General features: G+C 72.8%; 22 protein-coding genes and 1 pseudogene. 18 read left to right on the top strand and 5 right to left on the bottom strand.

All coding sequences use genetic code 11. From position 1 onward, the window contains the following. Together ACQKIP_RS13615 and ACQKIP_RS13610 are read left to right on the top strand one after the other, a co-directional pair. A pseudogene (locus tag ACQKIP_RS13615) lies at positions 1-350 on the top strand (SRPBCC domain-containing protein); the annotation flags it as partial. Positions 351-622: 272 nt separating this feature from the next. Continuing rightward, positions 623-1,873, top strand: a complete 1,251-nt coding sequence (locus tag ACQKIP_RS13610; protein ID WP_365858242.1) for an FAD-dependent oxidoreductase — start codon at positions 623-625, stop codon at positions 1,871-1,873. 88 nt (positions 1,874-1,961) lie between these two features. Here ACQKIP_RS13610 and ACQKIP_RS13605 read toward each other — a convergent pair whose 3' ends face one another. Further along, positions 1,962-3,200, bottom strand: a complete 1,239-nt coding sequence (locus tag ACQKIP_RS13605) for a cytochrome P450 (protein WP_365858245.1) — start codon at positions 3,198-3,200, stop codon at positions 1,962-1,964. 96 nt (positions 3,201-3,296) lie between these two features. Continuing rightward, the gene (locus ACQKIP_RS13600; RefSeq protein WP_365858247.1) at positions 3,297-3,713 is read right to left on the bottom strand and encodes a DUF4260 family protein; all 417 of its coding nucleotides are present in this window, start codon (positions 3,711-3,713) and stop codon (positions 3,297-3,299) included. A gap of 390 nt (positions 3,714-4,103) precedes the next feature. Here ACQKIP_RS13600 and ACQKIP_RS13595 point away from each other — a divergent pair, with 390 nt between their 5' ends. Both ACQKIP_RS13595 and ACQKIP_RS13590 read left to right on the top strand, forming a co-directional pair. Next, positions 4,104-4,880 carry a thioesterase II family protein gene (locus ACQKIP_RS13595; protein ID WP_365858249.1) on the top strand — a complete coding sequence of 259 codons (777 nt, stop codon included), beginning with the start codon at positions 4,104-4,106 and terminating at the stop codon, positions 4,878-4,880. A 168-nt stretch (positions 4,881-5,048) separates the two neighbouring features. Next, on the top strand, positions 5,049-6,602 hold the full coding sequence (locus tag ACQKIP_RS13590) for a 1-deoxy-D-xylulose-5-phosphate synthase N-terminal domain-containing protein (protein ID WP_365858251.1): 1,554 nt from the start codon (positions 5,049-5,051) through the stop codon (positions 6,600-6,602). 76 nt (positions 6,603-6,678) lie between these two features. Here ACQKIP_RS13590 and ACQKIP_RS13585 read toward each other — a convergent pair whose 3' ends face one another. Then, positions 6,679-8,223, bottom strand: a complete 1,545-nt coding sequence (locus tag ACQKIP_RS13585) for an MFS transporter (protein WP_365858253.1) — start codon at positions 8,221-8,223, stop codon at positions 6,679-6,681. A gap of 294 nt (positions 8,224-8,517) precedes the next feature. Here ACQKIP_RS13585 and ACQKIP_RS13580 point away from each other — a divergent pair, with 294 nt between their 5' ends. The 14 genes from ACQKIP_RS13580 (at position 8,518) to ACQKIP_RS13515 (ending at position 25,199) form a co-directional block, all read left to right on the top strand. Further along, entirely contained in the window at positions 8,518-10,452 is a 1,935-nt protein-coding gene (locus ACQKIP_RS13580; protein ID WP_365858255.1) for an HAD-IIIC family phosphatase, read from the top strand. Between the two features lie 132 nt (positions 10,453-10,584). Beyond that, positions 10,585-12,375, top strand: coding sequence for a fatty acyl-AMP ligase (locus ACQKIP_RS13575; protein WP_365858257.1), 1,791 nt, complete (start codon positions 10,585-10,587; stop codon positions 12,373-12,375). Position 12,376: 1 nt separating this feature from the next. Next, on the top strand, positions 12,377-14,215 hold the full coding sequence (locus ACQKIP_RS13570) for an acyl-CoA dehydrogenase family protein (protein WP_365858259.1): 1,839 nt from the start codon (positions 12,377-12,379) through the stop codon (positions 14,213-14,215). Continuing rightward, entirely contained in the window at positions 14,209-15,972 is a 1,764-nt protein-coding gene (locus tag ACQKIP_RS13565) for an acyl-CoA dehydrogenase (RefSeq protein ID WP_365858261.1), read from the top strand. Before ACQKIP_RS13570 ends, ACQKIP_RS13565 begins: the two co-directional genes overlap by 7 nt. Positions 15,973-16,008: 36 nt before the next feature. Further along, positions 16,009-16,290, top strand: coding sequence for an acyl carrier protein (locus tag ACQKIP_RS13560; protein ID WP_365858263.1), 282 nt, complete (start codon positions 16,009-16,011; stop codon positions 16,288-16,290). Continuing rightward, positions 16,290-19,349 carry a type I polyketide synthase gene (locus ACQKIP_RS13555; RefSeq protein WP_365858265.1) on the top strand — a complete coding sequence of 1,020 codons (3,060 nt, stop codon included), beginning with the start codon at positions 16,290-16,292 and terminating at the stop codon, positions 19,347-19,349. Before ACQKIP_RS13560 ends, ACQKIP_RS13555 begins: the two co-directional genes overlap by 1 nt. Continuing rightward, entirely contained in the window at positions 19,346-20,398 is a 1,053-nt protein-coding gene (locus ACQKIP_RS13550; RefSeq protein ID WP_365858267.1) for a 3-oxoacyl-ACP synthase III family protein, read from the top strand. The genes ACQKIP_RS13555 and ACQKIP_RS13550 overlap by 4 nt, the downstream gene beginning before the upstream one ends. Then, complete coding sequence (locus ACQKIP_RS13545; protein ID WP_361200452.1) at positions 20,395-20,640, top strand: acyl carrier protein; 246 nt, start codon at positions 20,395-20,397, stop codon at positions 20,638-20,640. Before ACQKIP_RS13550 ends, ACQKIP_RS13545 begins: the two co-directional genes overlap by 4 nt. Beyond that, entirely contained in the window at positions 20,637-21,518 is an 882-nt protein-coding gene (locus ACQKIP_RS13540) for a 2-oxo acid dehydrogenase subunit E2 (RefSeq protein ID WP_365858269.1), read from the top strand. Before ACQKIP_RS13545 ends, ACQKIP_RS13540 begins: the two co-directional genes overlap by 4 nt. Further along, positions 21,472-22,302, top strand: a complete 831-nt coding sequence (locus ACQKIP_RS13535; RefSeq protein ID WP_365858723.1) for a 4'-phosphopantetheinyl transferase family protein — start codon at positions 21,472-21,474, stop codon at positions 22,300-22,302. The genes ACQKIP_RS13540 and ACQKIP_RS13535 overlap by 47 nt, the downstream gene beginning before the upstream one ends. Before the next feature lie 97 nt (positions 22,303-22,399). Beyond that, positions 22,400-22,867 (top strand): DUF4260 family protein, encoded by a 468-nt coding sequence (locus ACQKIP_RS13530; protein ID WP_365858271.1) that lies wholly within the window; start codon positions 22,400-22,402, stop codon positions 22,865-22,867. Between the two features lie 60 nt (positions 22,868-22,927). Next, complete coding sequence (locus ACQKIP_RS13525; RefSeq protein ID WP_365858273.1) at positions 22,928-24,022, top strand: alpha/beta hydrolase; 1,095 nt, start codon at positions 22,928-22,930, stop codon at positions 24,020-24,022. Continuing rightward, positions 24,019-24,207: a hypothetical protein gene (locus ACQKIP_RS13520; RefSeq protein ID WP_365858275.1), complete on the top strand. Its 189-nt coding sequence runs from the start codon at positions 24,019-24,021 to the stop codon at positions 24,205-24,207. The genes ACQKIP_RS13525 and ACQKIP_RS13520 overlap by 4 nt, the downstream gene beginning before the upstream one ends. Continuing rightward, positions 24,204-25,199, top strand: coding sequence for an alpha/beta fold hydrolase (locus ACQKIP_RS13515; protein WP_365858277.1), 996 nt, complete (start codon positions 24,204-24,206; stop codon positions 25,197-25,199). The genes ACQKIP_RS13520 and ACQKIP_RS13515 overlap by 4 nt, the downstream gene beginning before the upstream one ends. Positions 25,200-25,321: 122 nt before the next feature. On the opposite strand, the gene fdxA is transcribed toward ACQKIP_RS13515, so the two are convergent. Both fdxA and ACQKIP_RS13505 read right to left on the bottom strand, forming a co-directional pair. Further along, on the bottom strand, positions 25,322-25,645 hold the full coding sequence (fdxA, locus tag ACQKIP_RS13510) for a ferredoxin (protein WP_365858279.1): 324 nt from the start codon (positions 25,643-25,645) through the stop codon (positions 25,322-25,324). Beyond that, on the bottom strand, positions 25,642-26,600 hold a 959-nt coding region (locus tag ACQKIP_RS13505; protein ID WP_427743029.1), incomplete at its 5' end, for a 2-oxoacid:ferredoxin oxidoreductase subunit beta. The genes fdxA and ACQKIP_RS13505, both read right to left, overlap by 4 nt.

The raw sequence follows: 26,600 nt of genomic DNA, 5'->3' as shown, positions 1-26,600 counted from the left end.
ACCCGTTTCTGGTGCGGGCCGCGGGCCGGGCAGAGCCGGGCCAGCGCCTCATGCTGTGCTTCCGGCTGCCGAAGGGCGGCCGCGAGATGGTGTTCAAGCCGACCGTCCTGACGAGCGAGCCGGGCCGGCTGCTGCGCTGGCGGGGCAGGCTCGGCGTGCCCGGCGTGTTCGACGGGCTGCACTCCTTCGAGCTGACGGCGAACGAGGGCGGCACCCACGTGCTGCAGAGCGAGACGTTCACCGGCGCGCTCGTTCCCGTCACCGGGTCCGTCATCCGGCAGAGCCAGGCGGGGTTCGGGATGCTGACCGACGCCCTGAAGGGGCGGGTGGAGGAGCGGGCCGCCAACTGAGGGCGGAAGCCGGAAGCCGGGCGTCGGAAGTCGGAAAGCCGCGAGCCGGAAGGCCGAGCGGTCGAGCCCGCCGCCGGCCCCCGGGGGAGTGGGGCCGGCGGCAGGCTCGCCCCGGGGCCGCGCCGAACCGGTGCGGCGCATGTCCATCACCCTGCCGGGGCGCTCTAAAGGCGTACTTGGGCCCGGCCCGGACGCACCGCCTGCAAGGGCCTCTTTAGCCACTGCCGGGAGAGTCGAGCGACCGTGACTCCTCCGGAAAGGCAGCGTTGACGATGACAACTGAGCTGACCGCACAAGTGTGCGTGGTCGGAGGGGGTCCCGCGGGCCTCACCCTGGCCGTGGAGCTCGCCAAGCGCTCGGTCTCCGTCGTGGTCCTGGAGCAGAGCGGCCACTTCGACCGGTCGTTCCGCGGTGAGTCGGTCTCTCCCGACTCGGTGTGGCTCCTGGACCGCCTCGGCGTCCTGGGGCGGCTCGACGGCGCGTACCAGCAGATGCACCGCATGGAGATAGTGGACTCCGGCAGCGCCGTGCTGCGGGCCGACTTCACCCGCTTCCCGTATCCGCACCCCTACCCGGTCGAGATGCCGCAGCCCGCGCTCCTGTCGGCGCTCGCGGGGCTCGGCGAGGAGCACGCCGAGCACTTCACGCTGCTGCGCAAGGCCACGGCGGTGGGCCTGGTGCGGGAGGGAGAGGGCCCGGTGACCGGGGTGCGGGCGCGCACGCCGGACGGCGAGGTCACGGTGCACGCCGCCCTGACGGTGGCGGCGGACGGGCGGTTCAGCAAGGTGCGGGAGATGTCCAGGCTGCCCTACACCCGCCTGCCGCTGGAGCGGGACGTGGTGTGGCTGAAGCTGCCGTTCCCCGCGGAGTGGGACGACCGCACGTACCGCATCCGCATCGAGGGCGATCAGCACGGCCTGTTCATCCCCACCCGCCCCGACAGCGTGCGGGTGGGCTTCAACATCCCCAAGGGCGGCCTCAAGGAGCTGCGCGCCAAGGGCCTGCCCGCCCTGTACGAGCGCCTCGACCGGCTCGCACCCGAACTGTCCGGCGCGGTGCGCTCCGAGATCCGCAGCTGGTCGGACACCTCGATGCTCGACATCTTCACCACCCTGGTGCCGCGCTGGTCCTGCCCCGGCCTGGTCCTGACCGGCGACGCCGCGCACACCCTGACGCCGATCCTGGGACAGGGCGTCAATCACGCCATCATCGACGCGGTGACGCTGGCCCCGCTGGTGGAGCGGGCCTTCGGGGCCGGCGGCTCGGTCGCCGAACTCGCCCGCGCCTGCGAGGAGTTCCAGCAGGCCAGGGAGACCTCGGTGAGCAAATCGCGGGGGCTTCAGCTGCGCCAGGAGCGGCTCTTCGCGCTGCACGGCGCAGGCGGCACGCTCCGGCGCACCCTGTACCGGGTCGTGGACCGCAGCCAGCGGCTGAAGCAGCGGGTGCTCGCGGGGGCGTACTTCCAGTTGCAGGAGCAGGGTCCGCACGCGGTGGCCACCCACCGGCCGGCGTCGCGTGTGTGATCCGTGCGCCGCTGTACGGCGAAGGCCCTGACTCCGGGCGGGAGTCAGGGCCTTCGCCGTGCCCGCGCGGGGCGTGCGGCGCGGGATGTCACCAGGCGACGGGCAGCCGGGTCAGGCCGTGCACCATCATCCCGGTCGTCATGCGCAGTTCGGCGACGTCCTCGGCGAGCTTGAGGGCGGGGAAGCGGCGCAGCAGCGAGCCGATGACGATCTGGAGTTCGGCGCGGGCGAGGGCCGCGCCGAGGCAGTGGTGCGGCCCGTGGCCGAAGGCGACGTGCTGGGTCGCCGAGGGGCGCCTCGGGTCGAAGTCGGCGGGCGAGCCCTCGGGGAAGCGCGCCGCGTCCTGGTTGGCCGAGCAGATCGCCGCGAGCACGGCGCTGCCCTTGGGGATGAGCGTGCCGCCGAGTTCGACGTCCTCCAGGGTGATGCGCAGCGGCCCGCCGTCGCCGATCGGGTTGATCCGCATCAGCTCCTCGACGGCGTGCTCGATCATGTCGGGGTTCTCGCGCAGCGCGGCCAGGTGCTCGGGGTGGCGCAGCAGGGTCAGCACACAGGTGCCGATCATGGAGACGGTCGTCTCGTGTCCGGCGACGAGCAGCGTGATGCACATCGTGATCAGCTCGTGCTCGGTGAGCCGGCCCTCGTCGTCGTGCGCGGCGACGAGCGCGCCGATGAGGTCGTCGGTGGGCTCTTCGCGTTTGCGCTGGATCAGAGCCGCCAGATACCCGATCATCGACGTGCGCTGGGCCGCGGTCTCCTCGGGCGTGTGCGAAGTGAGCGACACGAAGGCGTCGGACCAGGCGCGGAAGCGGCCCCGGTCCTCGAAGGGCACGCCGAGCAGCTCACAGATGACCATCACCGGCAGCGGGAACGCCAGTTCGGTGTTGAGGTCGACGGGCGGCGCGAGACGCTCCATCGAGTCGAGCAGCCCGTCGGTGAGTTCCTGGATGCGCGGGCGCAGCCGCTGCACGCGACGCCCGGTGAACTCCCGCAGGACCAGCTTGCGCAGCCGGGTGTGCTCGGGCGGGTCCATCGTGAACAGGCCGCCGGCCAGCGGGGGAGTGCTGGACAACTGCGGGGCGCCGGGCTCGACGGTGGCGGCGCGGCTGAAGCGGGGGTCGGCGAGCACGGTGCGCACGTCGTCGTAGCGGGTGACCACGTGCCCGGGGTCACCGCTCGGCAGGCGTACGTGAGCGACGGGGCACCGCGCCCGCAACTCCTCGTACACGGGCGGGACTTCGACGGCGGAGGGCCGGTGGAACGGATAGCTCAGAGTCGGCTCGGCGGCACGCGGGCCGTCGGGGTCCTGCTGCTCTTCGATGTCCATGGGTGCTGCCTCCATGAAGGGGGTCAGGGCTCGTGAGATCGTCGCGACGCGGGCTTGTGGCGCGGCAAAGGCCGCGGGCGGGTGCGTACGGGCGGTTCAGCGCTGCCAGCCGTCGGCGGTGCGCAGTCCGTATCCGAGGGACCGGTCGAGGGCGATGTGCAGCAGCCACGCCAGGCCGAAGGTGAAGGGCGCGGCGTTCTGGCCGGGACCGTCCGCGAGCAGCGCCACGACCGTCATCAAGGCCAGCGGCCCGACCGGCCGGTGCACGAGGTTGTACGCGCCCACCGTGCCGCGCGGCAGCTGCCCGTGCCGGTGCGGGCCCGAGGCGCCGACGAAGAACGACAGGTCGGGCGCGACGAAGCCGAGCACGCCGAGCGGGATGACCCAGCCCGCATGCTTGATCATCTCGAACACGACCCAGACGAGCAGGAACGCGCCGAGCAGTGCCCAGGCGGCGCGGACCGCCACCGGCGTCGAACTGCGGGTGGCTTCCCGGGCGGCGGAAGACGTCATGAACTCACTCCTGGTGAGGGGGGGTGCGGGCAGGAGGTGCGGGCGCGTGCGGGCGTACGGCACGCGTCGGCGCCACCCTGGCCGGGCGCCCTAAAGCCTTGCCTAAGTCCCGGCCTGGTCCCGGCCCGAGTCCCCACCTGGGTCCTGGCCCGAGTCCCCGCCGCCCGCGGATTTGGCCGTCCTTTAGCCGGCGGCCGCACGCTGCGTGATGTGTCGGTCGGGGGTCCGCTCCGCAGTGGATCCGGCGCCCTCCCGGCCGGGCAGTGACCTCGCCCGCGCATGTCCATCCTGTGCGGGCCCGGCTCCGCCCGTCCGATCGGCCGCCGGCCGAGCGCCGCGCGGCGGGCCCCGCCGGCACACCCACGCAGGACGGACCCGAGGCGGAGCACAATGACCCGATACCTGGCCCGGAGCGGCATCGACGAGAGTGCGAGCGCGGACATACGGCTGTTCTGCTTCCCGTACGCGGGCGGCGGCGCCTCGGCGTACGGGCGCTGGCAGCGCACCCTGGACGCCCACGGCGCGGGGGTGCAGGTCATGCCCGTCCAGCTCCCCGGCCGCGAAGGGCGCATCGACGAACCGCGGTTCACCGACCTGCGCGCCCTGATCGACGACATGGACGCCCAGCTCGACGACGAACTGGACCGGCCGCACATCTTCTACGGGCACAGCATGGGCGCGCTGATCGCCTACTCGCTCGCCTGGCGGCGGCAGCAGCGCTGCGCCCCGCTGCCGCTCGCGGTCGTGTTGAGCGCCTACCGCGCACCGCACCTGCCCGCGCCGCAGATCGCCCGCCCGGAGGCGAGCGACGAGGAGCTGATCGAGAGCCTGGCCGCGCTCGGCGGCATCCCCCAAGTCCTCCTGAACCACCCGGACTTCCTCTCCGCGCTCCTTCCGGTGGCCCGTGACGACCTGCTCCTGTGCACGGGCGACGCGGCCTCGTACACCTCCGAACCGCTGCGGGTGCCGCTGCACCTGTTCGCGGGGCGCAGGGACCGCCTTGTGTCGGTGCCCGAGGTGGTCTCGTGGCGGCGGCACGCGGGGCGGGGCTGCGAGGTGCGCACCATGCCGGGCGGGCACTTCTTCGTGCGAGCCCACGAGGAGAGCTTCCTGGGTGAACTGGCCCCGCTGGTGCGGCAGTACGCGCGGGTGCCCGTCGCCGCGTGACGGCGCGGACCCGACGCGGCACCAAGGCGGCCGGACCATGAATTCCTCATGGTCCGGCCCTCGCGCACGCACGGTCCGGCCCGTGTCCGGATCACTGTCCCGGTACGCCCCCGCGTGCCACCGTGAAGGGTCGCCGGAGCGGGCCGCGACCCGATCAGGAGGTGCGCCGTGACGCCGAAGACCCAGCCGTGGCCGCTCGTGCTCGACGACGTGTACGGGCCGCACGACGTGCGCGCCCTGCGGCCGGCGCGACTGCCCGCACTTGCCGTGGAGATCCGCGAACTCCTCGCCCCGCACCCCGGCGCGGACACCACCGTCGAACTGGGCATCGCGCTGCACCGCGTCTTCGACTCCGCCCGCGACCAGGTGGCCTGGGAGAGACCCCCGTGGTCGTACGCCCATGAACTGCTGCGGCGCCGGAGCGAGTTCATGAGCCGGTCCGGCGCCGCCGAAGCCCTCGGCGTGCGGGCCCTCTCGTACGCCGAGGGGCTCGCCCGTGCCTTCCTGCTCGGCGGGCGCACCGACCGGCACGCCGTCGCCGTCGTGGACGGCGCGACCCTCGCGACCGACGCGGCCAGGGAGGCCCTGGATTCGCTCGCCCGCACCCCCGGACTGCGGATCGTCGTCGTGGTCATCGGCGATGAGAGCGGCGGCCCGGGGCCGCACGGCGGCGCGCGGGGCGGGATCGCCGGCCGGATCGGGGGCGCGCTGCGGCGCGCTCCCCTCGTCGGGACGAGCCTGTACGACGCGTTCGGCGGGCCGGGCCTCGAACACACCGGGCCGGTCGACGGCGCCAGCCCCGCGCGGCTGGAGTCCGCGCTGCGGGCGGCCAGGGACGCGGGCCGTCCGGTGGTCGTCCACTGTGCGCCTGCCGGGCGGGCCGGGCCCGGCCGGATCGGCCTCGCGCCCGTGCGGTCCTGGGCGGCCGTCTTCGCCGGGGAGCTCGCCGAGGCCGGGGCGGAGCAGCCGGAGGTCGTCGCGGTGGGCGCCGCCCGGCGGCTTCCCCGGGTCTTCGCGGAGTTCGCCGCGCTGGACCCGGAGCGTGCCTTCGCCGCCGGCGGCAGCCGGGAGCACGCCGCCTACTGCGCGGCGGGCCTTGCCGCGGAGGGGCTGCACCCCGTGGTCGCCGTGCCCGACGGTGTGCCGGCGGCCGCGGCCCGTCGCGGGCGAGGGACGACCTACGTGCTCGGCGGTACGACACCACCGGACGGGCTGCCGGACGGCGTGCGCTGTGCGGTGCCGCGCGACGGGGCGCGGTTGCGGGCGCGGCTGCGGGAGGCCCTCGGCATCGGGGACGCGCCCACCGCGGTGTGCTTCCCCGAAGGGCCCGTACCCCCGGACGTCGAGGCCGTGGCCCACGACCGGGGGCTCGACGTGCTGTTCCGCGCGCCGCAGCGGCTGCCCGGCGACGTACTCATCGTGTCTGTCGGAGCCATGGCCCGGATCTGCCTGGACGCGGCCCGGCTGCTCGACGAGCGGGGCGTGGGGGTGACCGTCGTGGACCCGGGGTGGATCATGCCGCTGCCCGCGCGGCTCGCCGAACTCGCCGCCGAGCACGCCCTTTCGGTGACGGTGCAAGGCGGTGCGGTGTCCGTGGCCGGAGTGGGGGAGGCGGTCGGCGGTCCCTCGCTGACCGAGGCGGCCGGCGGTGCCCCGCTGACCGCCGCCGCCCTGGCTCGCGGCGTCGCGCTGCGCCTCGGCGAACTCCACGATGCCGGCTGATCCTCCCCGTACGCCGCTGTGGCCCGCCGTCCCGACAGCGGGGACGCGGCCCACAGCGGCGTACGAGGGGACGGGCTCAGCCCACGGTCTGCGCGGGGGACTGGACCGCCGGGGCCGCGGTGGCTTCCTCCGCCGCGGGCGTGCCCTGAGTGCCGGCCGCGGCGAGGGGGCCGCGCCGGAAGCCGAGGAGTCCGGTGAGCACCGACAGGGCCAGGAACACGAGCAGGACCGCGAACGCGGACTGGAGTCCGTTCACCAGCGCGACATCAGGGGCCACGCCGTGCGCGGCCTCCGACGCCGTCTTGTGGTTGAGCACCGTCACGGCGACGGCGATACCGAACGCGGCACCGATCTGCGTCGAGGCGTTGAGCAGCGCCGACGTGGTCCCCGCGTCCTCCTCGGTCGCTTCCGACGTGCCCACGACCGGGGTCGGGATCAGGCAGAACACCAGGCCGACACCGAACAGCGTGGTGGCGGGCAGCAGGAAGCTCCAGTAGCCGGTGTGTACGGGCAGGCCGATCAGCATCACGACGCAGCCCGCGAGCGCGACCGTACCGGCCAGGTACATGTTCCGCGGCCCGGTCCTGCCGATCAGGGTGGAGGCGAGGGGAGCGAGCACCATCAGCGCGATGCTCACCGGCAGATACGCCAGACCGGTGCGCAGCGGGCTGTAGCCGAGGACGCCCTGCATCCACAGCGGCAGCAGGAAGAAGATCGGCATCATGATCGCCGCGGTGAGGAACTCGCCGAGACCGCCCGCCGCCACCGAACGCGAACGGAAGAGCCGCAGCGGCACGAGCGGCGCCTTGCTGCGCCCCTCCACCACGACGAACGCGACCAGGAGCGCGGCCGCGGCGGCGAAGGCCCCCAGGGTGCGCCAGTCCGTCCAGCCGTGGTCGCCGGAGGTCACGATGGCGTACACGAGCAGCAGCAGTCCGCCGGTGGCCGTGACGGCTCCCGCCAGGTCCTTGGCGGGCCGCTCGCCCGAGGGCCGGGGCGCCTTGATGAGGGCGAGGGCGGCGGCGCCGACGAGCAGGCCGACCGGCACGTTGATCCAGAACGCCCAGCGCCAGTCGACGTTGGCGATGGCTCCGCCCAGGATGGTGCCGGTGCTCGCGCCGATGCCGATGACCGCGCCCCACACGCCGAACGCCTTCGCCCGCTCCTTGGTGTCGGGGAACGTCGTCACCAGGATGGACAGCGAGGCGGGCGACAGGGCCGCGGCGCCGATGCCCTGGAGCGCACGCGCGGTGAGCAGCGTGCCCTCCGAATCGGCGAGTCCGGCGCCCAGCGAGGCGAGCGTGAACAGGACGAGGCCGGCCAGGAAGACGAGGCGGCGGCCGAGTACGTCGGCGAGCCGGCCGCCGAGCAGCAGGAGGCCTCCGAAGAGGAGGACGTAGATGTTCATGACCCACTGCAGGCCGGTGGTCGACAGGCCGATGGCGTCCTTGAGCTCGGGTCCCATCACGTTGACGACGGACGAGTCGATGGCGATGACGAACTGGGCAAGGGAGATGACTCCGAGCACCCACCAGCGCCGGGGGTCTGGCGGAGCGGTGGCGGCAGGTGCGGACGCCCCCGCGTGAGCGGTACCCCGCTCGGGAGCCGGGTCGTTCTTCATGAGGTCTCCTCGCATGCCGGGCCGGGGTGGCCGGCGGGGACTGGATGATCCGGGTGGGACGTGCGTGCAGGTACGGCATCGTGCGCGCGGACGCTTGCGTCCCGCTGAAGCCCCCGGCTCCGGCCCCGCCCCGGGCGGTGCGCGGCTCCAGCCGCAGGCCCGGGTGAAACCGCCCCGCGCCCGGGTCCCCCCCCTGCAACCGCCCCTTTAGGTGTCCCGGCCACGGTGGCGGGCCATGAGCGGCGGCGATGGCCCTGCGTGTGGCTGCTGCGTGACTGACGGGAGAAGCGGAACGTGACCACAGCAGTGACGACCCCTGAAGCGGAGCGGCTCGGGCCGCTCGACCGGCTCCGCGCCCTGCACCAGGAAGGGCGGATCGCGGCCGAGTACCCGGCGGTGCCCGCGCTCCTGGCCGAACTCATCGGTCACGACGCGGACTTCGCGGCCCTGGCCCGCGCCGGACGGCTGCTCGCCCGGGTCTCGCCGGAGAGCATCGGAGAGCTGCACCCGGGAGCCGCACCGGCGACCGTCGCGCTGACCGGACACGGCATGCTGGACGCGCTGCCCCCGGCACTCACCGCCCAGTTCGCCCGGCACGGCATACCGGTACGGATCTCCGACGCCGAGTACGACTCCTGGCTGCGGGACCTCCAGGACACCTCAAGCCCGCTGTACGCGCCCGGCACGGAACTCGCCCTGTGCGTCCTGGACGCGCACATCGTCTTCGACGAGCTCCCGCTGCCCTGGCAGATCACGGACCTGGCCGCCGCCCTTGACGGCAAGCTGAAGCAGCTCGCCGGACTCGTCGCGCGCTACACCGAGCACGGCCCCGGCACCCTGGTGCTCAACACCCTGCCGCTCCTGAGCGGCCACCCGCACCAGCTCGTCGACCACGCCTCGCGCACCGAACTCGCCTGGCGGTGGCGGGAGTTCAACGCGGGGCTGCTGCGCCTTGCCGCCAACCACCCGCGCCTGCACGTGGTCGACCTGGACCCGCTGATCGCCGACGGCGGCCCGGTGCGCGACAGCAGGCTCGCCGCCTACGCGAAGGTGCACCTGGGCGAGGAGCTCCTGGGGCGGTACGCGCGCGAGATCGGGCACCTGGCCCGGACGTTGCGCGGCCGCGCCAAGAAGGTCCTCGTCGTCGACCTCGACAACACCCTGTGGGACGGCATCCTCGGCGACGACGGCGCGGACGGCATCGCGGCGGCGACGACCTACCGGGGCGAGGCGTTCGGCAAGTTCCAGCGCACCGTCAAACAGATCGGCGCCCAGGGCGTACTGCTCGCGGTGTGCAGCAAGAACGACCGGGAACCGGTCGTCGGCGTGCTGCGCGACCACCCCGACATGACGCTGCGCGAGGCCGACTTCACGCGGATCAACGCCAACTGGGACCCCAAGGACGGCAACCTCCGGGACATCGCCGCGCGCCTCAACCTCGGCGTGGACAGCTTCGTCTTCGCCGACGACTCGCCCTTCGAGTGCGGTCTCGTCGCCGCGAGCCTGCCGGAGGTCGCCGTGGTCAGGCTCGACGAGGAGCCCGCACTGCACGTGGACCGGCTGCTCGCCGACGGCTGGTTCGACGTACGCGCGCTGACCGCCGAGGACCGGCTGCGCTCGGGGCAGTACCGCTCCGATGCCGAGCGGCAGGACCTCCAGGAGAGCTCCGGCTCGATGGAGGACTATCTGCGGGCCCTGGACATCCGCCTGGAGGTGTCGCCCGTACGCGACCACGAGGTGGCCCGCATTTCGCAGATCACCCTGCGCACCAACCAGTTCAACCTCACCACGCGCAGACTCCAGGAGGCCGACGTACAGGAACGGCGCACCGATCCCGACCACCTCGTCCTGGCCCTGCGTGCCCGCGACCGGTTCGGTGACAACGGCGTGATCGGGGCCGTCTTCGCACACCGTGACGACGGCGCCCTGTACCTGGACAACATGCTGCTCAGCTGCCGGGTCTTCGCCCGCGGCATCGAGCAGGCGGCCCTGGCCGCGCTCCTCGCACACGCCAGGGACACCGGGGCGGCAGCCGTGCACGCGAGCTACCGGCCCACCGCGAAGAACCACCGCGTGCGCGGCTTCTACCCCTCGCTCGGCTTCGAAACGACCGCCGAGACGGACGGCGGAGGCCTTGAGTTCACCCACCCGCTCGGCGACGTCCCGCCGGTCCCCGAACATCTGGCCCTGGACGCCGACTTCGGGCCGTGCCCCCGCCCGGCGGGCTGACATCAACGCCGTCGAATCGTGTCAGGCCCCCGCACAAGCGGCACCCAAGCTCTCCGCCGCAGCATCGCATTGTCCGAAAAGACCAACGTCCGGCGCTGCGCCGGCGGATCGTCGAAAGGTCAGGGAACGACGTTGACAGCCTTCCGAACCTTTACGGAACTGGTCCTGGCGCGTACCGACGCGCTCGGATCCAAGGACGCCTTCATCTTTCTGCCGGACGACGCCAAGGGTTCGGCCCCCCAGCACCTGACGTACCGGCAACTCGACCTGGAGGCGCGCAAAATAGGCGCCTGGCTCCAGCAGAACGGGGCCGCGGGGCATCAGGTGCTCCTGCTGTTCCCGTCGGGTCTTGAGTTCGTCAAGGCCTTCGTCGGCTGCCTGTACGCGGGGTCCGTCGCGGTGCCCGCGCCGCTGCCCACCGAGCAGGGCAACCACTTCACCCGGGTCTCGGGGATCCTGCGCGACGCGGAGGCGCGCGCGGTCCTCACCGACTCGGACAACGCCCCCGACATCACGGCCTGGCTCGCCGCCGAGAACATGACCGACGTGCGGTGCCTGGCCACCGATGCCCCCGACCACGGTGACGCGGCGGCCTGGACCGCGCCGTCCCTGGTCCCTGAGGACCTCGCGTTCCTCCAGTACACCTCGGGCTCGACCAGCGACCCCAAGGGCGTCATGGTCTCCCACCGCAACCTGCTCGCCAACGAACAGGCCATCAAGAACTCGGCGGGCGGCGACGCCCGGACGCGCTACGGCGGGTGGCTGCCCTTCTACCACGACATGGGCCTGATCGGGCACATCCTCCAGCCCCTGTTCCTCGGCGGCTCGGCCGCCCTGATGTCACCCGTGTCGTTCCTCAAGCGGCCGCACCGCTGGCTCCAGATGATCGGCGACCACAAGGTCACCATCGGCGGCGGCCCCAACTTCGCCTACGACCTGTGCCTGCGCCGCGTCACCGACGAGCAGCTGGCCACCCTCGACCTGTCCAGCTGGCGGGTGGCCTGCAACGGAGCCGAGCCCGTGCGGGCCGAGACGATACGCGCCTTCACCGAACGCTTCGCACCCGCCGGCTTCCGGCCCGAGACGTTCTTCCCCTGCTACGGCATGGCCGAGACGACGCTCCTGGTCTCCGGCACCCCGCAGGCCAGCAGGCCCGTCATCCTCGGCGTCGACTCCGAGGCCCTGGAGGCCGGCGAGCTCGCCGACCCGCGCGAGGACGCGCCGAGCCGCACCCTGGTCAGCAGCGGCGTCATCAACACCGACGACTTCGACGTACGCATCGTCGACGCGGAGACCTTCAAGGAGCGCGACGAGGGGTCCGTGGGCGAGATCTGGGTGCGCGGCGAGAGCGTCGCGGGCGGCTACTGGAAGCGCCCGCTGACCAACAAGGAGATCTTCGACGCTGCCATCTCGAACGGCAACGGCGGCCAGGACGCGGGTGGTTGGCTGCGCACCGGCGACCTGGGCGTCCTGGAGGACGGCCAGCTCTACGTGACGGGCCGGCTCAAGGAACTGGTCATCTTCGCGGGCCGCAACCTCTACCCGCAGGACATCGAGCGGGCCGTACAGGGCACCGACAAGGCGCTCGGCATCGGCGCGGGCTCGGTCTTCGCCGTGGAGACCGACCGCGAGCACCTGGTCGTCGTCCAGGAGGTGCGCACCAGCAAGGTCGCATCCGATCTGCGCACCCTGGCCACCGGCGTCCAGGCCTTCATCGGACGGGAGTTCAACATCCCCGCGGGCAATGTCCTCCTGGTGCGCCCCGGCACGATCCGCAAGACCACCAGCGGGAAGATCCAGCGCACGCTGATGAAGCAGCTGTTCCTCAAGGGACAGATCACCCCGCTGTACGAGGTCCTTGAGCCCGCGGTCCGTGAGCTCGTCGCCGACGCCATCGACCGTCCGCTGGTTCCGGGAGCCTGACATGGAGCATCCGCCGTACCGGCTGGCCGAGGAGTTCGACGCCTTCCTCGGGGATCCGAACGACCCGCGCACCACCTTCTCGTACGAGCGCTGCGCCGAGCTCGACGAGAAGGAGGAGTTTCCCGCGGACATCTGCCGCCTCCTCCAGGAGTGGGGCCTCTCCGATTACTACGTGCCGGTCCAGCACGGCGGACAGCTCCACGACTACGAGCAGTTGCTCCAGCTCCTGCGGGCCGTCGCCAGGCGCGACCTGACGACCGCGATCGGCCACGGCAAGACCTACCTGGGCGGCGTCTGCGTCTGGGTGGCCGGCGGCCCGGAGCAGGCCGAGCGGCTCGGCGCCGACATCCGGGCCGGGGTGCCGGTCTCGCTCGGTCTCACCGAGCGGGCACACGGCAGCGACCTGCTCGCCTGCGAGGTGAACGGCAGCCCGGTGACCTCGCCGGACGGCGGCGACGGCTGGCTGGTGAACGGCGAGAAGTGGCTCATCAACAACGCCACCCGCGGCTCGCTCCTCTCGCTGCTCACCCGCACCGACCCGGCGGGCGGCCCGCGCGGCTTCAGCGTCCTGCTCGTCGACAAGCGGGAGCTGGACGAGGCCGCCTACCGGCACCTGCCCAAGGTGGACACGCACGGCATCCGGGGCGCCGACATCTCGGGCATCGTCTTCGACGGCGCCCGGGTGCCGCGCCGGGCCCTGGTCGGCGCCGAGGGCGGCGGCATCGAGACGGTCATCAAGGCCCTCCAGCTCACCCGCACCATGTGCGCCGCGCTCTCGCTCGGCGCGGGCGACCACGGCCTGCGCATCGCGCTGGACTTCGCCGAGGAGCGCGAACTGTACGGGCGGCGGCTCATCGACCTGCCGAAGGCCCGCAGGGCCCTGGGCACGGCGGCCGCCGACGTGCTCCTGCACGAGGCGCTCGCCCTGGTGGCCTCGCGCGCCGTGCACACCCAGACCGCGGAGATGAGCCTGACCGCCGCGGTCACCAAGTACCTGCTGCCCTCCGGCACGGAGGGCGTGCTCACCGAACTGACCCGGCTGCTGGGCGCCCGCGCCTTCCTCAAGGACGTCTACGCGCACGGCCGGTTCCAGAAGCTCGACCGGGACCACCGCATCGTGGGCCTGTTCGACGGCAACACACTGGTGAACCTCAACTCCGTCGTGAACCAGTTCCGTTCGCTGGTACGCGGTCACCGCCGCGGCACCGGCGACACGGCGGGAGCCGCTGCCGCCCAGGACCTGGGCGTGCGGCTGCCCCCGCTCGACCCGGGCCGCCTCTCCGTGGTCGCACGGCGCGGCAGCGGCATCGTCGCGGGCCTGGCGGGCAACGTCGCCGAGCTGACCCGCCGTGCGCAGTCCCGCCCCCAGCTGTGGCCGGCCGTCGCCGCGGCCCGGCGGCTGCTCGCCGTCACCGACACGGTGCACGCCGAGATGGAGAGCCACCAGGACGTCGTCACCGACGTGCCGCCGGCCGCCTTCGAAACCGCCCGCCGCTACACCCTGTGCTACGCGGGCGCCGCCGTCACCGGCCTGTGGACCGCGAACGCGGACCGGTTCAGCCAGGGCGCGACCGCCGCGCTCTGGCGGGACGCGCTGTGGCTGCGGGCCGCGCTCGACCGGATCCTCGCCGGCCTCGGCGAGAGCGATTCGCCCGGCACGGCCGACGACTCGGAGCCCGAGACCTACGAGGCGCTGCTCGCCGAGCTGCGGTCCGCGTGCGCCGGGGGCCGCCTGTTCTCGCTCCTGGAGCAGCGGGAACCGGCGCCGCCCGAATCCGCCGGCACCAACCCCGCGAACACCGCCGCCACGCACGGCGAGAACGAGAGGACGTCATGCTGACCGGTTCCCTGCCCCAGGGGGCCCCAGAAGCCCCCGCCGCCGACCAGGAGACCCGGGTCGCCGCCCGCGTCGCCGAGCTGGAGAAACGTCTCGGCGACCCGACCGACGAGTCGAACCCCGTCTCCTACGCCCGGCTCCTGGAGGCCGACGAAGCCGGGGAGATCTCCGCGGCCGGTGAGCGCGTCCTCGACGAGGCTGTGCTCAACGCCGACTTCGTGCCCCGGCAGCACGGCGGCCGCCTGGAGCGGATCGACACGCTGGTACGGGTGATGCGCCAGGTCTTCCGCCGCGACGTCACCCTGGGCCTCGGCTACGGCGTGACCTCGTTCATGGCGGGCGTCAACGTGTGGACGTCAGGCTCCGCCGAGCAGCGCGAACGCCTCGCCCGGATCCTGCTCGACGGCGGCAAGGTCTCGGTGGCGTACCACGAACTGGCGCACGGCAACGACTTCGTACGCAATGAGTTCGAGGCCAAGGACGGGCCCGGCGGGAGCTATCTGCTCTCCGGCGAGAAGCAGGTCATCAACAACGCCGACCGGGCCGCGGCCTGGGTCCTCTTCAGCCGCACCAGCCAGGCCCCCGGCAGCCGCAGCCACTCGGTGGTCTTCGCCGAGCGGTCGGGCCTGGACGCCGGGAGCTACCGGGTGCTGCCGCGCTACGACGCGGTCGGCGTGCGCGGCTGCCATCTGTCGGGGCTGCACTTCGACGACACCCCGGTGCCCGCCGACGCGCTCGTCGGGGACCGCGGCATGGGAGTCGAACTCGCCCTGCGCGCCTTCCAGATCACCCGCAGCGCCGTGCCCGGCATGGCCCTCGGCGCGGCCGACACCAGCCTGCGCACCGTCGTCTCGTTCGCGCTCGGCCGCGAGCTGTACCGCAAGTCCGTGATGGACATCCCGCACGCCAAGGCGACCCTGTCCGGGGCCTTCCTCGACCTGCTCGCCTGCGACAGCCTTTCGCTGGCCGCGACCCGCGCGGTGCATCTGCTGCCGGACGAGACCAGCGTCTACGCGGCCGCCACCAAGTACCTGGTGCCGAAGATGCTCACCGAGACGATGCACGACCTGTCCATCGTCCTCGGCGCCCGCTTCTACGTCCGCGAGGGCGAGTTCGGCATCTTCCAGAAGCACATCAGGGACCTGCCGGTGCTCAGCCTCGGCCACGCGGGCTCCGCCGCCTGCCAGGCCACGATCATCCCCCAGCTGGCCCGCCTCGCCCGGCGGTCCTGGTTCGCGGGGGACCCGGCGCCCGCAGCGCTGTTCCGGCTGCGCGAGGACCTGCCGGACATCCCCTTCGAGAAGCTCACCCTGGCCAGCGGCCGCGACGCCCTGAGCGCCACCCTCGTCGCCGCCGTCGAGGAACTGCCCAGTTCGACCCCCGAGGAGCGGGCCGTCCACGGCATCGCCCTGAAGATGATGGACGAGCTGCGCCAGTTGCAGGAGGCGAGCCTCGCGCTCGCCCCGGAGAACCGCACCGCCCTGGCGAGCCCCGCCACCTTCGCACTCGCCGACCGGTACGCGGTGCTCCTCGCCGCAGCCTCCGCGATCGGCGTCTGGCAGCAGGCGCGCTCCGGCGACGACCTGTTCCTGGCCGACCCGTCCTGGCTGGCCGCCGTGCTGCACCGCCTGGCACGCCGGCTCGGCCAGCAGCCCCCGGACCTGCCGGCGGCCGTCGACGCCCGGCTGCACGAGGAAGTGCTGCGCCGGTTCGACGGACGCAGGAGCTTCGACCTCTACAACACGCCGCTGGCCGGCTGACCCCGAGCCACTCATCGCCGAACCAAGGAGTGCACCATGCCTGCTTCCCTCACCGGACACACCCGTGAGTCGCTCACCACCTGGCTGACCGAGCGCATCGCCCTCTACCTCAAGCGGCAGCCGTCCGAGATCGACGCGGCCGTGCCGCTGGCCGAGTACGGCCTCGACTCGGTGGCCGCCTTCGGCCTGTGCGGCGACATCGAGGAGGACTTCGACTTCGTCCTCGAACCCACCGCCGCCTGGGACTACCCGACGGTGCACGCCCTCGCCGACCACCTCCTCGCGGAGTTCGCGGCCGTGGACGGCGGCGCCAGCTGATGGAACCCATCGCCATCGTCGGCATCGACTGCAGGTTCCCGGGGGCGCCGGACACCCGCGCCTACTGGGACCTGCTGTTGCGCTCGGGAGACGGTGTGGGGGAGGTGCCCCGGCTGCGGTGGGAGGCCAAGGAGTTCCACGCGGCCGCCGGTTCGCCGGGGCACACGAACACCACCGAGGGCGGCTTCGTCAGCGACCCCGACGCGTTCGACAACGAGTTCTTCACCATCTCGCCGCGCGAGGCGGCAGCCATGGACCCCCAGCAGCGGCTGCTCCTGCAGTGCGCCTGGCGTGCCGTCGAGGACGCCGGCGTCGCCCCGCACCGCCTCGCCGGATCGGACACCGGCGTCTTCGTCGGCGTCATGGGCAACGAGTGGGCGCAGCTCCACCTGACCGACTACGACAACGTCACCGCGCAGATCGGCTCCGGCAACGGCTACTGCATGACCGCCAACCGGGTCTCCTACCACCTGGACCTCAAGGGCCCCTCGCTGGCCGTCGATACCGCCTGCTCGTCGTCGCTCGTGGCCGTGCACCTGGCGGTCAACTCCCTGCTGTCCGGGGAGAGCGACGTCGCGCTCGCGGGGGGCGTCAACGTCGCGCTCACCCCGGCCCTCTCGATCTTCTACACGCAGGCGGGCCTCTCGGCGCCCGACGGCCGCTGCAAACCCTTCAGCGCGGACGCCGACGGCATCGGGCGCGGCGAGGGCGTCGGCGTCGTCGTGCTGCGCAGGCTGAAGGACGCGGTCGCCGACGGGCAGCGCGTGTACGCGGTGATCCGCGGCACCGCCGTCAACCAGGACGGGCGCTCCAACGGCATCACCGCGCCCAACCGCTGGGCGCAGCAGGACGTACTCGCCGCCGCCTACCGCAGGGCAGGCGTAGCGGCGTCCGACATCACCTTCACGGAAGGGCACGGCACCGGCACGACGCTCGGCGACATGATGGAGATCAAGGCGCTGGGCCACCATCACGCCGGACGCGAGGGCAAGCCGATGGCGCTCGGCTCGGTCAAGGGCAACCTCGGGCACACCGAAGGCGCCGCGGGCATCGCGGGCCTCATCAAGGTCGCCCTCGCCCTGCACCACCGGGTGGTGCCGGCCAGCAGGTTCGCCGCCAAGGAGAACCCCGGCCTGAAGCTGCGCGAGCGCGGGCTCAGGCTCCTGAAGGCCCCGCTGAGGCTGCCCGCCACCGGCGTCGTCGCCGGGCTCAGCAGCTTCGGCATGGGCGGCACGAACGCGCACGCCGTCCTGGAGAGCGCACCCGCGGCCGCGGGCCGTCCCGCGCGGCTCTCCGGCGCACCCGGCGGGCTCGCCGCCGCCGTCTTCACCCTCACCGCGCCGGGCGTGAACTCGCTGCGGCGCAACCTGCTCGCCCAGGCGGACGCGGCGGCGGCGCGCCGGGTGCCGGTGGGGGCGCTCGGCTGGACCAGCAACCACGTCAAGGGCGGCCACCGCTACCGGTTCGCCGTCTCCGCCGCCGACGCGGCGCAGTTGGTGACCCGGCTGCGCGAGGCCGCCGCCGACGATGACCTGCTCGCCCGCCTCACCGCGGCGCCCACCGGCCGCCCGCGGGTCGCGTTCCTGTACACCGGGCAGGGCTCCCAGTACCCGGCGATGACGGCGGGCCTCTACCGGGACTCGGGCCTGTACCGCTCCTTCCTCGACGAGGCCGACGCCGCGCTCCTGCCGCACACCGGCACCTCCGTACGCGATCTGCTCCTGGGCAGGTCCGGTGACCTCGACGCCATCCACCGCACCCAGTGGACCCAGCCCGCCCTGTTCGCCGTCGAGTACGCCATGGGGCGCACCCTGGCCGCGCTCGGCGTGCGGCCCGACATGCTCGTCGGGCACAGCGTCGGCGAGTACGCGGCGGCCGTCATCGCCGGGGCGCTGCCCCTGGACGGCGCCGCGCGGCTGATCGCGGCGCGGGGCGCGCTGATGCAGGAACTCCCCGAGGGCGGCGGCATGTTGTCCGTGCGGGCCGCCCGCGAATCCCTGGAGGAGCGGGTGGCCGCGGAGCCGTCGGTGGGCATCGCCGCGGTCAACGGCCCGCAGGCCACCGTCCTGTCCGGTGACCTCGCCGCCCTGGAGCGCATCGAGGCCGGGCTGACCGCGGACGGCGTGCGCACCCGCAGGCTGACGGTCTCGCACGCCTTCCACTCGCCGCTCATGGAGCCCGTCGTCGAACGCTTCGCGGCGCTCGCCGAGAAGGTCGGCGGCGGAGTGCCGGCCATCCCGGTGTACTCGACGGTTCGCGGGCGCCTCCTCGACGGCGATGCGATGAACGCGGCGTACTGGACGGAACACATCGGCGCCCCGGTCCTGTTCGCCGACGCGGCGGCGGCCCTGCTCGACGACGGGGCGAGCCATCTGGTGGAGACCGGGCCGCGCCCGGTCCTGTCCCGGATGGTTCGCGCCCTCGGCGGTGCGCGGCCCGGTTCCGAGCCCGTCCACGTCACGCCGGTGCCCGCCGAGGACGCGGGCGGCCAGGACCTGGCCGACGCCCTGGCCGCGCTGTACCGCGGCGGCGTCGACCCGGACTGGGACGCCGTGTACGAGGAGCGGGACCGCGTACCGCAGCAGCTCGCCGCGTACGCCTTCTCCGACCAGCACCGCTACTGGGCGGCGCGGACCCCCTCCAGAGGCTCCGCACCCCGACCGGTCGCCCCGGCCCCGGAGTCCACCGAGCCGGAGCGCGGGCGGGAGACCGCGGAGGCCGGGGAGAACCGGCAGCCCCAGTCCGGCGCCGTCGCCGTGCTCAACGTCAGCCGCGGCAAGGCGGAAGGACCGGTGGCGCTCGCCGCCCTGGAGGCCGTCGGGCAGGTCGGCGGCTACAGCTCCGACGAACTCACCCCGAAGCTGCGGCTGTACGAGGACCTCGGCTTTGACTCCGTGATGGTCATGGAGCTCAAGACCCGCCTTGACGAGCGGCTCACCGGGCTCGACTCGGTGACCGTCCAGGATCTGCTGCCCAGGCTCGCCACCATCGGCGACCTCGTCAGCTTCCTCCACGAGATCGACGCCGCCGCACCCGGACACGAAGAGAGGACGGCATGAGCCAGGAACCGCACGCCGAGACCACCCTGACCACCCCCACCGCCCATATCGCGTCCATCGGCACCGCCCTGCCCGGCGATCCGGTGGACAACGCGACGCTCGCCAAGATGCTGGGCGTCAACGAGGAGTGGATCGAGGTCTTCATCGGCACCAAGACCCGGCACTTCGCCCGCGACCTGGCCACCGGCGAGGTCCGCTGGTCCCTCGCCGACCTGTGCGCGCGGGCCGCCGAGAAGGCCCTGTACGCGGACGGCGTCGACGCGGCCGACATCGACTTCATCGTCCTCGGCACCGCGACGCCCGACACCCTGATGCCGGCTACCGTCAACGACGTCGCCGACCAGCTCGGACTCGACCAAGTACCCACCTTCCAGCTCCAGTCGGGCTGTGCGGGCGCCGTGCAGGCGCTCAGCCTGGCCCAGACCATGATCGCCTCGGGGCAGTACCGCACCGGCCTCGTCATCGGCGGCGACGTGTGCAGCAAACACCTCGACGTCAAGCGCGACCTGTCCGACGCGGCCCCCAGCGACCTGGTCAACTTCGTCCTCTTCGGGGACGGGGCGGGCGCCGCCGTGCTCACGGCGGAGCCGGCCGGGCAGCGGATCGCGGTGCGCCGCGTCCTCAACCGGTTCACGGGCCTCGGCCGCAAGGCGGGGCAGGTGATCGAGTGGTTCGGGCTCGCCGACCGCCATGACGACCGCCAGGCGCTCACCGAGGACTACAAGGCCATCGAGGAGGGCGTACCCGTGATGGCCGTGGAGATCCTCTGGGAACTCCTCGGGGAACTCGACTGGGAGGCCGACGACCTGGACTACCTGCTGCCGCCCCAGCTGTCGGGCCGTATGACGCGCCGCATCGCCGAGGAACTCGGTCTGCCGACCGCGCGCGAGGTGTCCTGTGTCGCCGACACCGGCAACAACGGCAACGCCCTGCCCTTCCTGCAGATGGAGAAGCTCCTCGGCGAGATGTCACCGGGCGAGAAGGCCCTGGCGGTCGCCGTCGAGTCAAGCAAGTGGATCAAAGCCGGCTTCGCCCTGGAGAAGATATGAGCAGCCCCGCGAGCACCTTCACCGTCGACGCGTTCACGCGACTCGTCCGCGACGAGATCGGCATCCCCCTGGAGCCGGAGCACGTGACGGCGGACTTCGACGAACTCCCCGACTGGGACTCCCTCTACCTGCTGAAACTGGTGACCGCCCTGGAACGCGCCACCGGCCACGGCGTCCCCGTCGGCAAGATCCTGGAGGCGCGCAGCCTCAAGGAGATCTACGACCTGGCGGTGCCGGCATGAGCAAGGCCACGGCGCCCGGGGCGCGCACCGTCGTGGAGCGGCGCCGTCGGCACACTCTGTTCTTCCTGGAGTGGGCGGCCGGCCAGCGCCCGGTGCATCTGGACACCGACATCGACATGACGCGGATCCAGGCACACCGGGCCGAGGCCCGGGCCCGCGGCCTGCGCTACTCGTACGTGACGTATCTGCTGTACGCGGCGGGCCGCGCCCTGGAGCGGCACCCCGAGGCCAACGCGGTGATGGCACCGGGCTGGCCCGGGCTGCTGCGCGCGCCCCGCATCGTGCGGTTCGAGGCAGTGACCGCGAAGCTCGCCCTCGACCGGAAGGTGGAGGGCGAACGCACCGTCCTGTCCGCCCTGGTGCCGAACCTGGAGCGGGCCGGGCTGCGCGAGATACAGCAGCAGGTCGACCGCTACCGGGGGCAGGACACCGCCGAACTGCCCGAGTTCAAAGGCGTGCGGATGCTCGGACGCCTCCCGCTGCCGGTGGCCCGTACCGCGTTCGCCGCGGTGCTGCGCGACCCGCGCAAGCGGCCCGCCGTCTTCGGCACCGTCTCGGTCAGTTCCCTCGGGCACGGCTCGGTCGACGGCTTCCACTCGGCGGGCGGCACCGCCGTCACCCTGTGCGCGGGGCGGGTGGCACAGCGGCCCGTGGTCCGCGCGGACGGTTCCGTGGCCGCCGCCCCCGTGCTCCGGCTCGGCCTGACCTTCGACCACCGGGTGATCGACGGCGGGGCAGCAGCCGATCTGCTGACCGATCTCCACCACACCATGGAGGCCTTTGATGACGGCTCCAGCGGGCAGGCCTGCCCTCCGGACCATCGGGGAGCCGATCGTGATCACGGGGCCCGGCGGGGACTGGAGCCAAGTCCGCGCTGACCTGGACCGGCACGCCTGCACGGTCCTCTACGCCCGCCTGGGCGACTGGCGTCCCGAGCAGGCCAAGGGGCCGCGTCTGCGGGCCCTGCTCGGCCGGGACTGGGCGCGCTTCTTGGAGCTGACGCACCCGGACGTGCGGACCAGGTTCGCCTCGTCCCGGGTACTGCTCAAGTTCGCGGCCGCGGCGGCACTCCATGTGCCGCCGCAGGCCGTCGAGTTGGGCTACACGCACACCGGACGGCCGTATCTGCGCGGCTACGACGGCGTGCACATCAGCCTCAGCCACACCGACGAGCTGCTTCTCGTGGGCCTGGCCACCGGCGGCGTCATCGGAGTGGACGCGGAGCTCGCCGACCGCAAGCTGTACGGTCCGGGGCTCGACCGGCATCTGTGCACCCCGCACGAGGCCGCCGAGATCGAGGCGATGCCACCGGAGGAACGCGACCCCGCCCTCGTCCGGCTCTGGACGCTGAAGGAGGCCTACAGCAAGGCGATCGGCCTCGGCATGCAGTTCCGCTTCACCAACTTCGGCTTCCGCACGGACGGCACGTCCACCGACGTGCTGCGCCCCGACGGCAGCCCGGGCTCGGACGGCGAGTGGACGTTCCGTACGTACGACATCGACGGCGCGTACACCGTCAGCGTGGCCGTCGGCGACGCCGGGTTCGGCCCCACGGCCGACACGGCGGCCGGTACCGCCCTCGACGCGGGAATCATGGACGCGCTCGCCGAGGTGCTCGGCGAGGACGAGGCGCAGGAGGACGCGGCCGACGACTGGTGGTGACGGGGCCCGATTCCGTACAAGCGGGCCCCAAGCACCCGCGGGAACACTGGCGGCAGAGTCGACAAGCCGCGCAGGCGACCGCGAGAGGAGACGCTCCATGAAGACCGATCTCCGGGTGACGAAACCCACCCCCCGCACGACGGCGGCACACTCGCCGACCGCCGGGTCCCCGGCGCCGCCGGCACCCGCCCCGGCGGACCGCTGGACCTGGCGCACCACCACCGGGCGGGCGCTCAGCGCGGTCACCGGAGCCGCCGCTTTCGGCACCGGACTCGCGCTCGGCGGGGCGGTGGGCTGGACCTTCTGGACCGCGCTCGTCGCCCCCGACGCCGCCTTCTTCCACCGTGGCGCGACGCCGCCCGCGGGGCCCGGCATGCTCTCGCCCGACACCGTCCGCCTCTACAACACCCTGCACGACCCGCGCCTGGCCGGCGCCGCCGTCGCGGCGGGTGTGCTCACGGCGAACCGGCCGCTGCTGCTCGCCGGACTCGGCTGGACCACACACATCGCGGTGGACCGGGCCTTCGGCTTCGGCCTCAGGCGCCCCGACGGCGCCATCCACTGACGGCACCGGCGCGACACCGTGCGACGCGGGACAAGAAGCTACGAGACGGGGCGGAAAGACATGGACCATCTGGAAGAACTCAAGGAATTCGCCCGCCTGCACGCCCGCGGCCAGGGCATGGCGCCCGACCATGCCGCCGGGGTGCTCGCGCGCATCGGCAACGACACGGCGGGCGACCCGGCGTCCTGGGCCGCCGTGTGGACCGCGGAGGGCAAGGTCGCGGCGGCCCGCGGCGACCTCCTGGACGCCTGCCGGCACTACGCCCTCGCCCGCTTCCCGTACCACGCGGACGACGACCGGGCCCTCGCCCAGCGGCTGTGCGTGGACACCTTCGACAGCTGGCGAAAGGGCCGGCAGGGCATCGAACGCCTTGAGTTCAAGCACCCGGACGGTACGTTCGCCTGCTGGGCGTCCGGCCTCGACGCGCCACGCCCGCGACCGCTCCTGGTGGTGATGGGCGGCATCGTCAGCGTGAAGGAACAGTGGGCGCCGCTCCTGCCGGTGCTGCGCAAGCTGGGCTTCGCCGCCGTCGTCACCGAACTGCCCGGCGTCGGCGAGAACACCCTTCCCTACGCCCCCGACTCCTGGCGGATGCTGACGTTCCTGATGGACCGGCTGCGGGGCCGCGCGGCGGTGGACGACACCTCGATGCTCGCCCTCAGCTTCAGCGGCCATCTCGCGCTGCGGGCCGCCGCCCGGGACCGCAGGGTGCGCCAGGTCCTCACCGTGGGCGCCCCCGTGTCGGAGTTCTTCGCCGACACCGACTGGTGGCCGCAGGTCCCCGGCATCACCGCGGAAACCCTGCGCCGCCTCACCGGCACCGCAACCACCGCCGAACTCCGCGCGCTCCTGCCGCAGTTCGCGCTCACCCCGCAGGAGCTGCACGCCGTACGGATACCCGTCCGGTACGTGGCCAGCAGCCGGGACGAGATCATCCCCGCCGGGGAACAGGAGCTGCTGCGCCGGTGCGCCCAGGACGCCCGCTTCAAGGTCTTCGACGACGTGCACGGCTCTCCTGCCCACCTGGGCGCGATGCGGCGCTGGCTGTTCTCCTCGCTGCTGCGCCGACGCCTTGCCCTGCGCGTCCGGGGCGCCACCGGGCCGGGCCGCTCCGCCGGGTCCCCCCGGCCCACCCGGGGAGGGGTCACGTCATGACGGACCCGGCGAAGCCCTCGCGTACGTTCCGCACGATCCGCCCCTGGCAGAGCCTCGCCTCGCTCGGGGTGACCGAAAGCGATCTGACCACCGTCCACCACAGGCCCGCCGCGGCGTTCCGGCAGCCCGGCGAACGTCCGGGCGAGCGGCGCCACCGTGCCCCCGAGGGAGGCAGCACACCATGACCTCGCACAACGGCTCCGGGCAGCGCGGCAACAGCTCGGCCATCCGGATGCGGTACCGCACCGTGCACGGCTACCGGCGGGCCTTCCGGATGGCCGGCAAGGGCCGGGCGATCCTCCTGATCCACGGCATCGGGGACTCCTCAGACACCTGGCGCGACATCATGCCGGGCCTCGCCCGCAACTACCGGGTCCTGGCCCCCGACCTGCTCGGCCACGGGGCCTCCGACAAACCCCGCGCCGACTACTCCCTGGCCGCGTACGCCAACGGAATGCGGGACCTGCTCGGCGTGCTCGGCATCGAACGGGTCACGCTGGTGGGGCACTCGCTCGGCGGCGCGGTGGCCATGCAGTTCGCCTACCAGTTCCCCGAGCGGTGCGAGCGGCTCGTGCTCGTCGGCACCGGCGGGATCAGCCGCCAGGTGACGCCGCTGCTGCGCGCGGCGACACTGCCGGGCGCCGAGCTGCTCCTGATGGCCCTGGGCCTGCCGACCATGCGCACCCAGCTCGGACTGGGCGTCAAGGCGCTCAGACTCCTCGACACGGGCCTCGGGGTGGACGCCCCCGACCTGCTGCGGGTGGTGGACGCGCTGCCCGACGGCACCTCGCGCAGCGCCTTCATCAGGACGCTGCGGGCCGTCGTCGACTGGCGCGGCCAGGTCGGCACGATGCTCGACCGCTGCTATCTGGCCGGGGGGATGCCCACGATGCTGGTGTGGGGAGGCCGCGACCAGGTGGTGCCCGCCACGCACGCGGGCCTCGGCCATGTGGCCATGCCCGGCAGCCGCCTGGAAATCTTCGAGGAGGCGGGCCACTTCCCCTTCCGTACGGACCCGCAGCGCTTCGAGAACGTCCTGCGGGACTTCATCGCCACCACGGAACCGGCTCAGTACAGCGCCGAGCAGTGGCGACGGATGCTGCGCAGCCGCCATCCCTCGGCGCGCGGGGCACGGCAACAGACCCCGGGCGCGGGCACGTTCCCGCGGTCCGCGTGACCGCACCTCCACCCACTGCACCAGTGCAGCGCTGCACCACTGCACCACGCCGAGCGGCCCTTCCCCCGAGATCCATCGGGGCGAAGGGCCGCTCGCTTCGTCCAACAGGACGTGCCGGGCGCTCAGTTGGGCTCCTTCACGGGCTCCGCGGCGACGACGGGATGGTCGGCGGGCAGCGGACCCGCGGCGCCGGCACCGCCGCTCACCTCGCCCGAGACGAAGATCTCCTGGTCGGCGGTGGCGTATCCGGCCCACTCGGACGGCATCGAGTCCTCGTAGAAGATGGCCTCGACCGGGCAGACGGGTTCACAGGCACCGCAGTCGACGCATTCGTCGGGGTTGATGTACATCTTGCGGGGGCCCTCGTAGATGCAGTCAACGGGGCATTCGTCGACACAGGCCTTGTCCTTGAGGTCCACGCACGGCTGGGCGATGACGTAGGTCATGAGGAACTCTCCACGGTCCAGGTGTCGTTTCCGGCGAGGAGCGCGGCCAGATCGCCCTTGCCGTTCTGTTCGATGGCGGTGTCGAGCTGGTCGGCCATGAGGGTGTCGTAGACGGGCCGCCGGATATCGCGGAAGACGCCGATGGGGGTGTGGTGCAGGGTGTCGGGGTCGGCGAGGCGGGAGAGGGCGAAGGCGGTCGTCGGGGACGTGGAGTGCGCGTCGTGGACGAGGATGTCGCGCTCGTTCTCCGGTGAGACGGCGACGACCTCCAGATCACCGGTCGCGCGGTCGCGTATGACTCCCTTGGAGCCGTCGGGGCCGAAGCGGACGGGCTGCCCGTGTTCCAGGCGGATGACGGCCTGGGCCTGCTGTTTGTCTTTCAGGACTTCGAAGGCGCCGTCGTTGAAGATGTTGCAGTTCTGGTAGATCTCGACGAGGGCGGTGCCGGGGTGTTCGGCGGCCTCGCGCAGTACCGAGGTGAGGTGCTTGCGGTCGGAGTCCACGGTGCGGGCGACGAAGGATGCTTCGGCGCCGATGGCCAGGGAGACGGGGTTGAAGGGGGCGTCCAGCGAGCCCATGGGCGTGGATTTGGTGATCTTGCCGACTTCGGAGGTGGGGCTGTACTGGCCCTTGGTCAGCCCGTAGATCCGGTTGTTGAAGAGCAGGATCTTGAGGTTGACGTTGCGGCGCAGGGCGTGGATGAGGTGGTTGCCGCCGATGGACAGGGCGTCGCCGTCGCCGGTGACGACCCAGACGGACAGGTCGCGGCGCGATGAGGCGAGTCCGGTGGCGATGGCCGGGGCGCGGCCGTGGATGGAGTGCATCCCGTAGGTGTTCATGTAGTACGGGAAGCGGGAGCTGCAGCCGATGCCGGAGACGAAGACGATGTTCTCTTTGGCCAGGCCGAGTTCGGGCATGAAGCCCTGCACGGCGGCCAGGACGGCGTAGTCCCCGC

The sequence above is a fragment of the Streptomyces sp. NPDC059900 genome, from assembly GCF_050270335.1.
In the GTDB taxonomy this organism is placed as follows: domain Bacteria; phylum Actinomycetota; class Actinomycetes; order Streptomycetales; family Streptomycetaceae; genus Streptomyces.
Note: the sequence above shows the minus strand (reverse complement) of the source record. Positions and strands in the feature narration are given on the sequence as shown.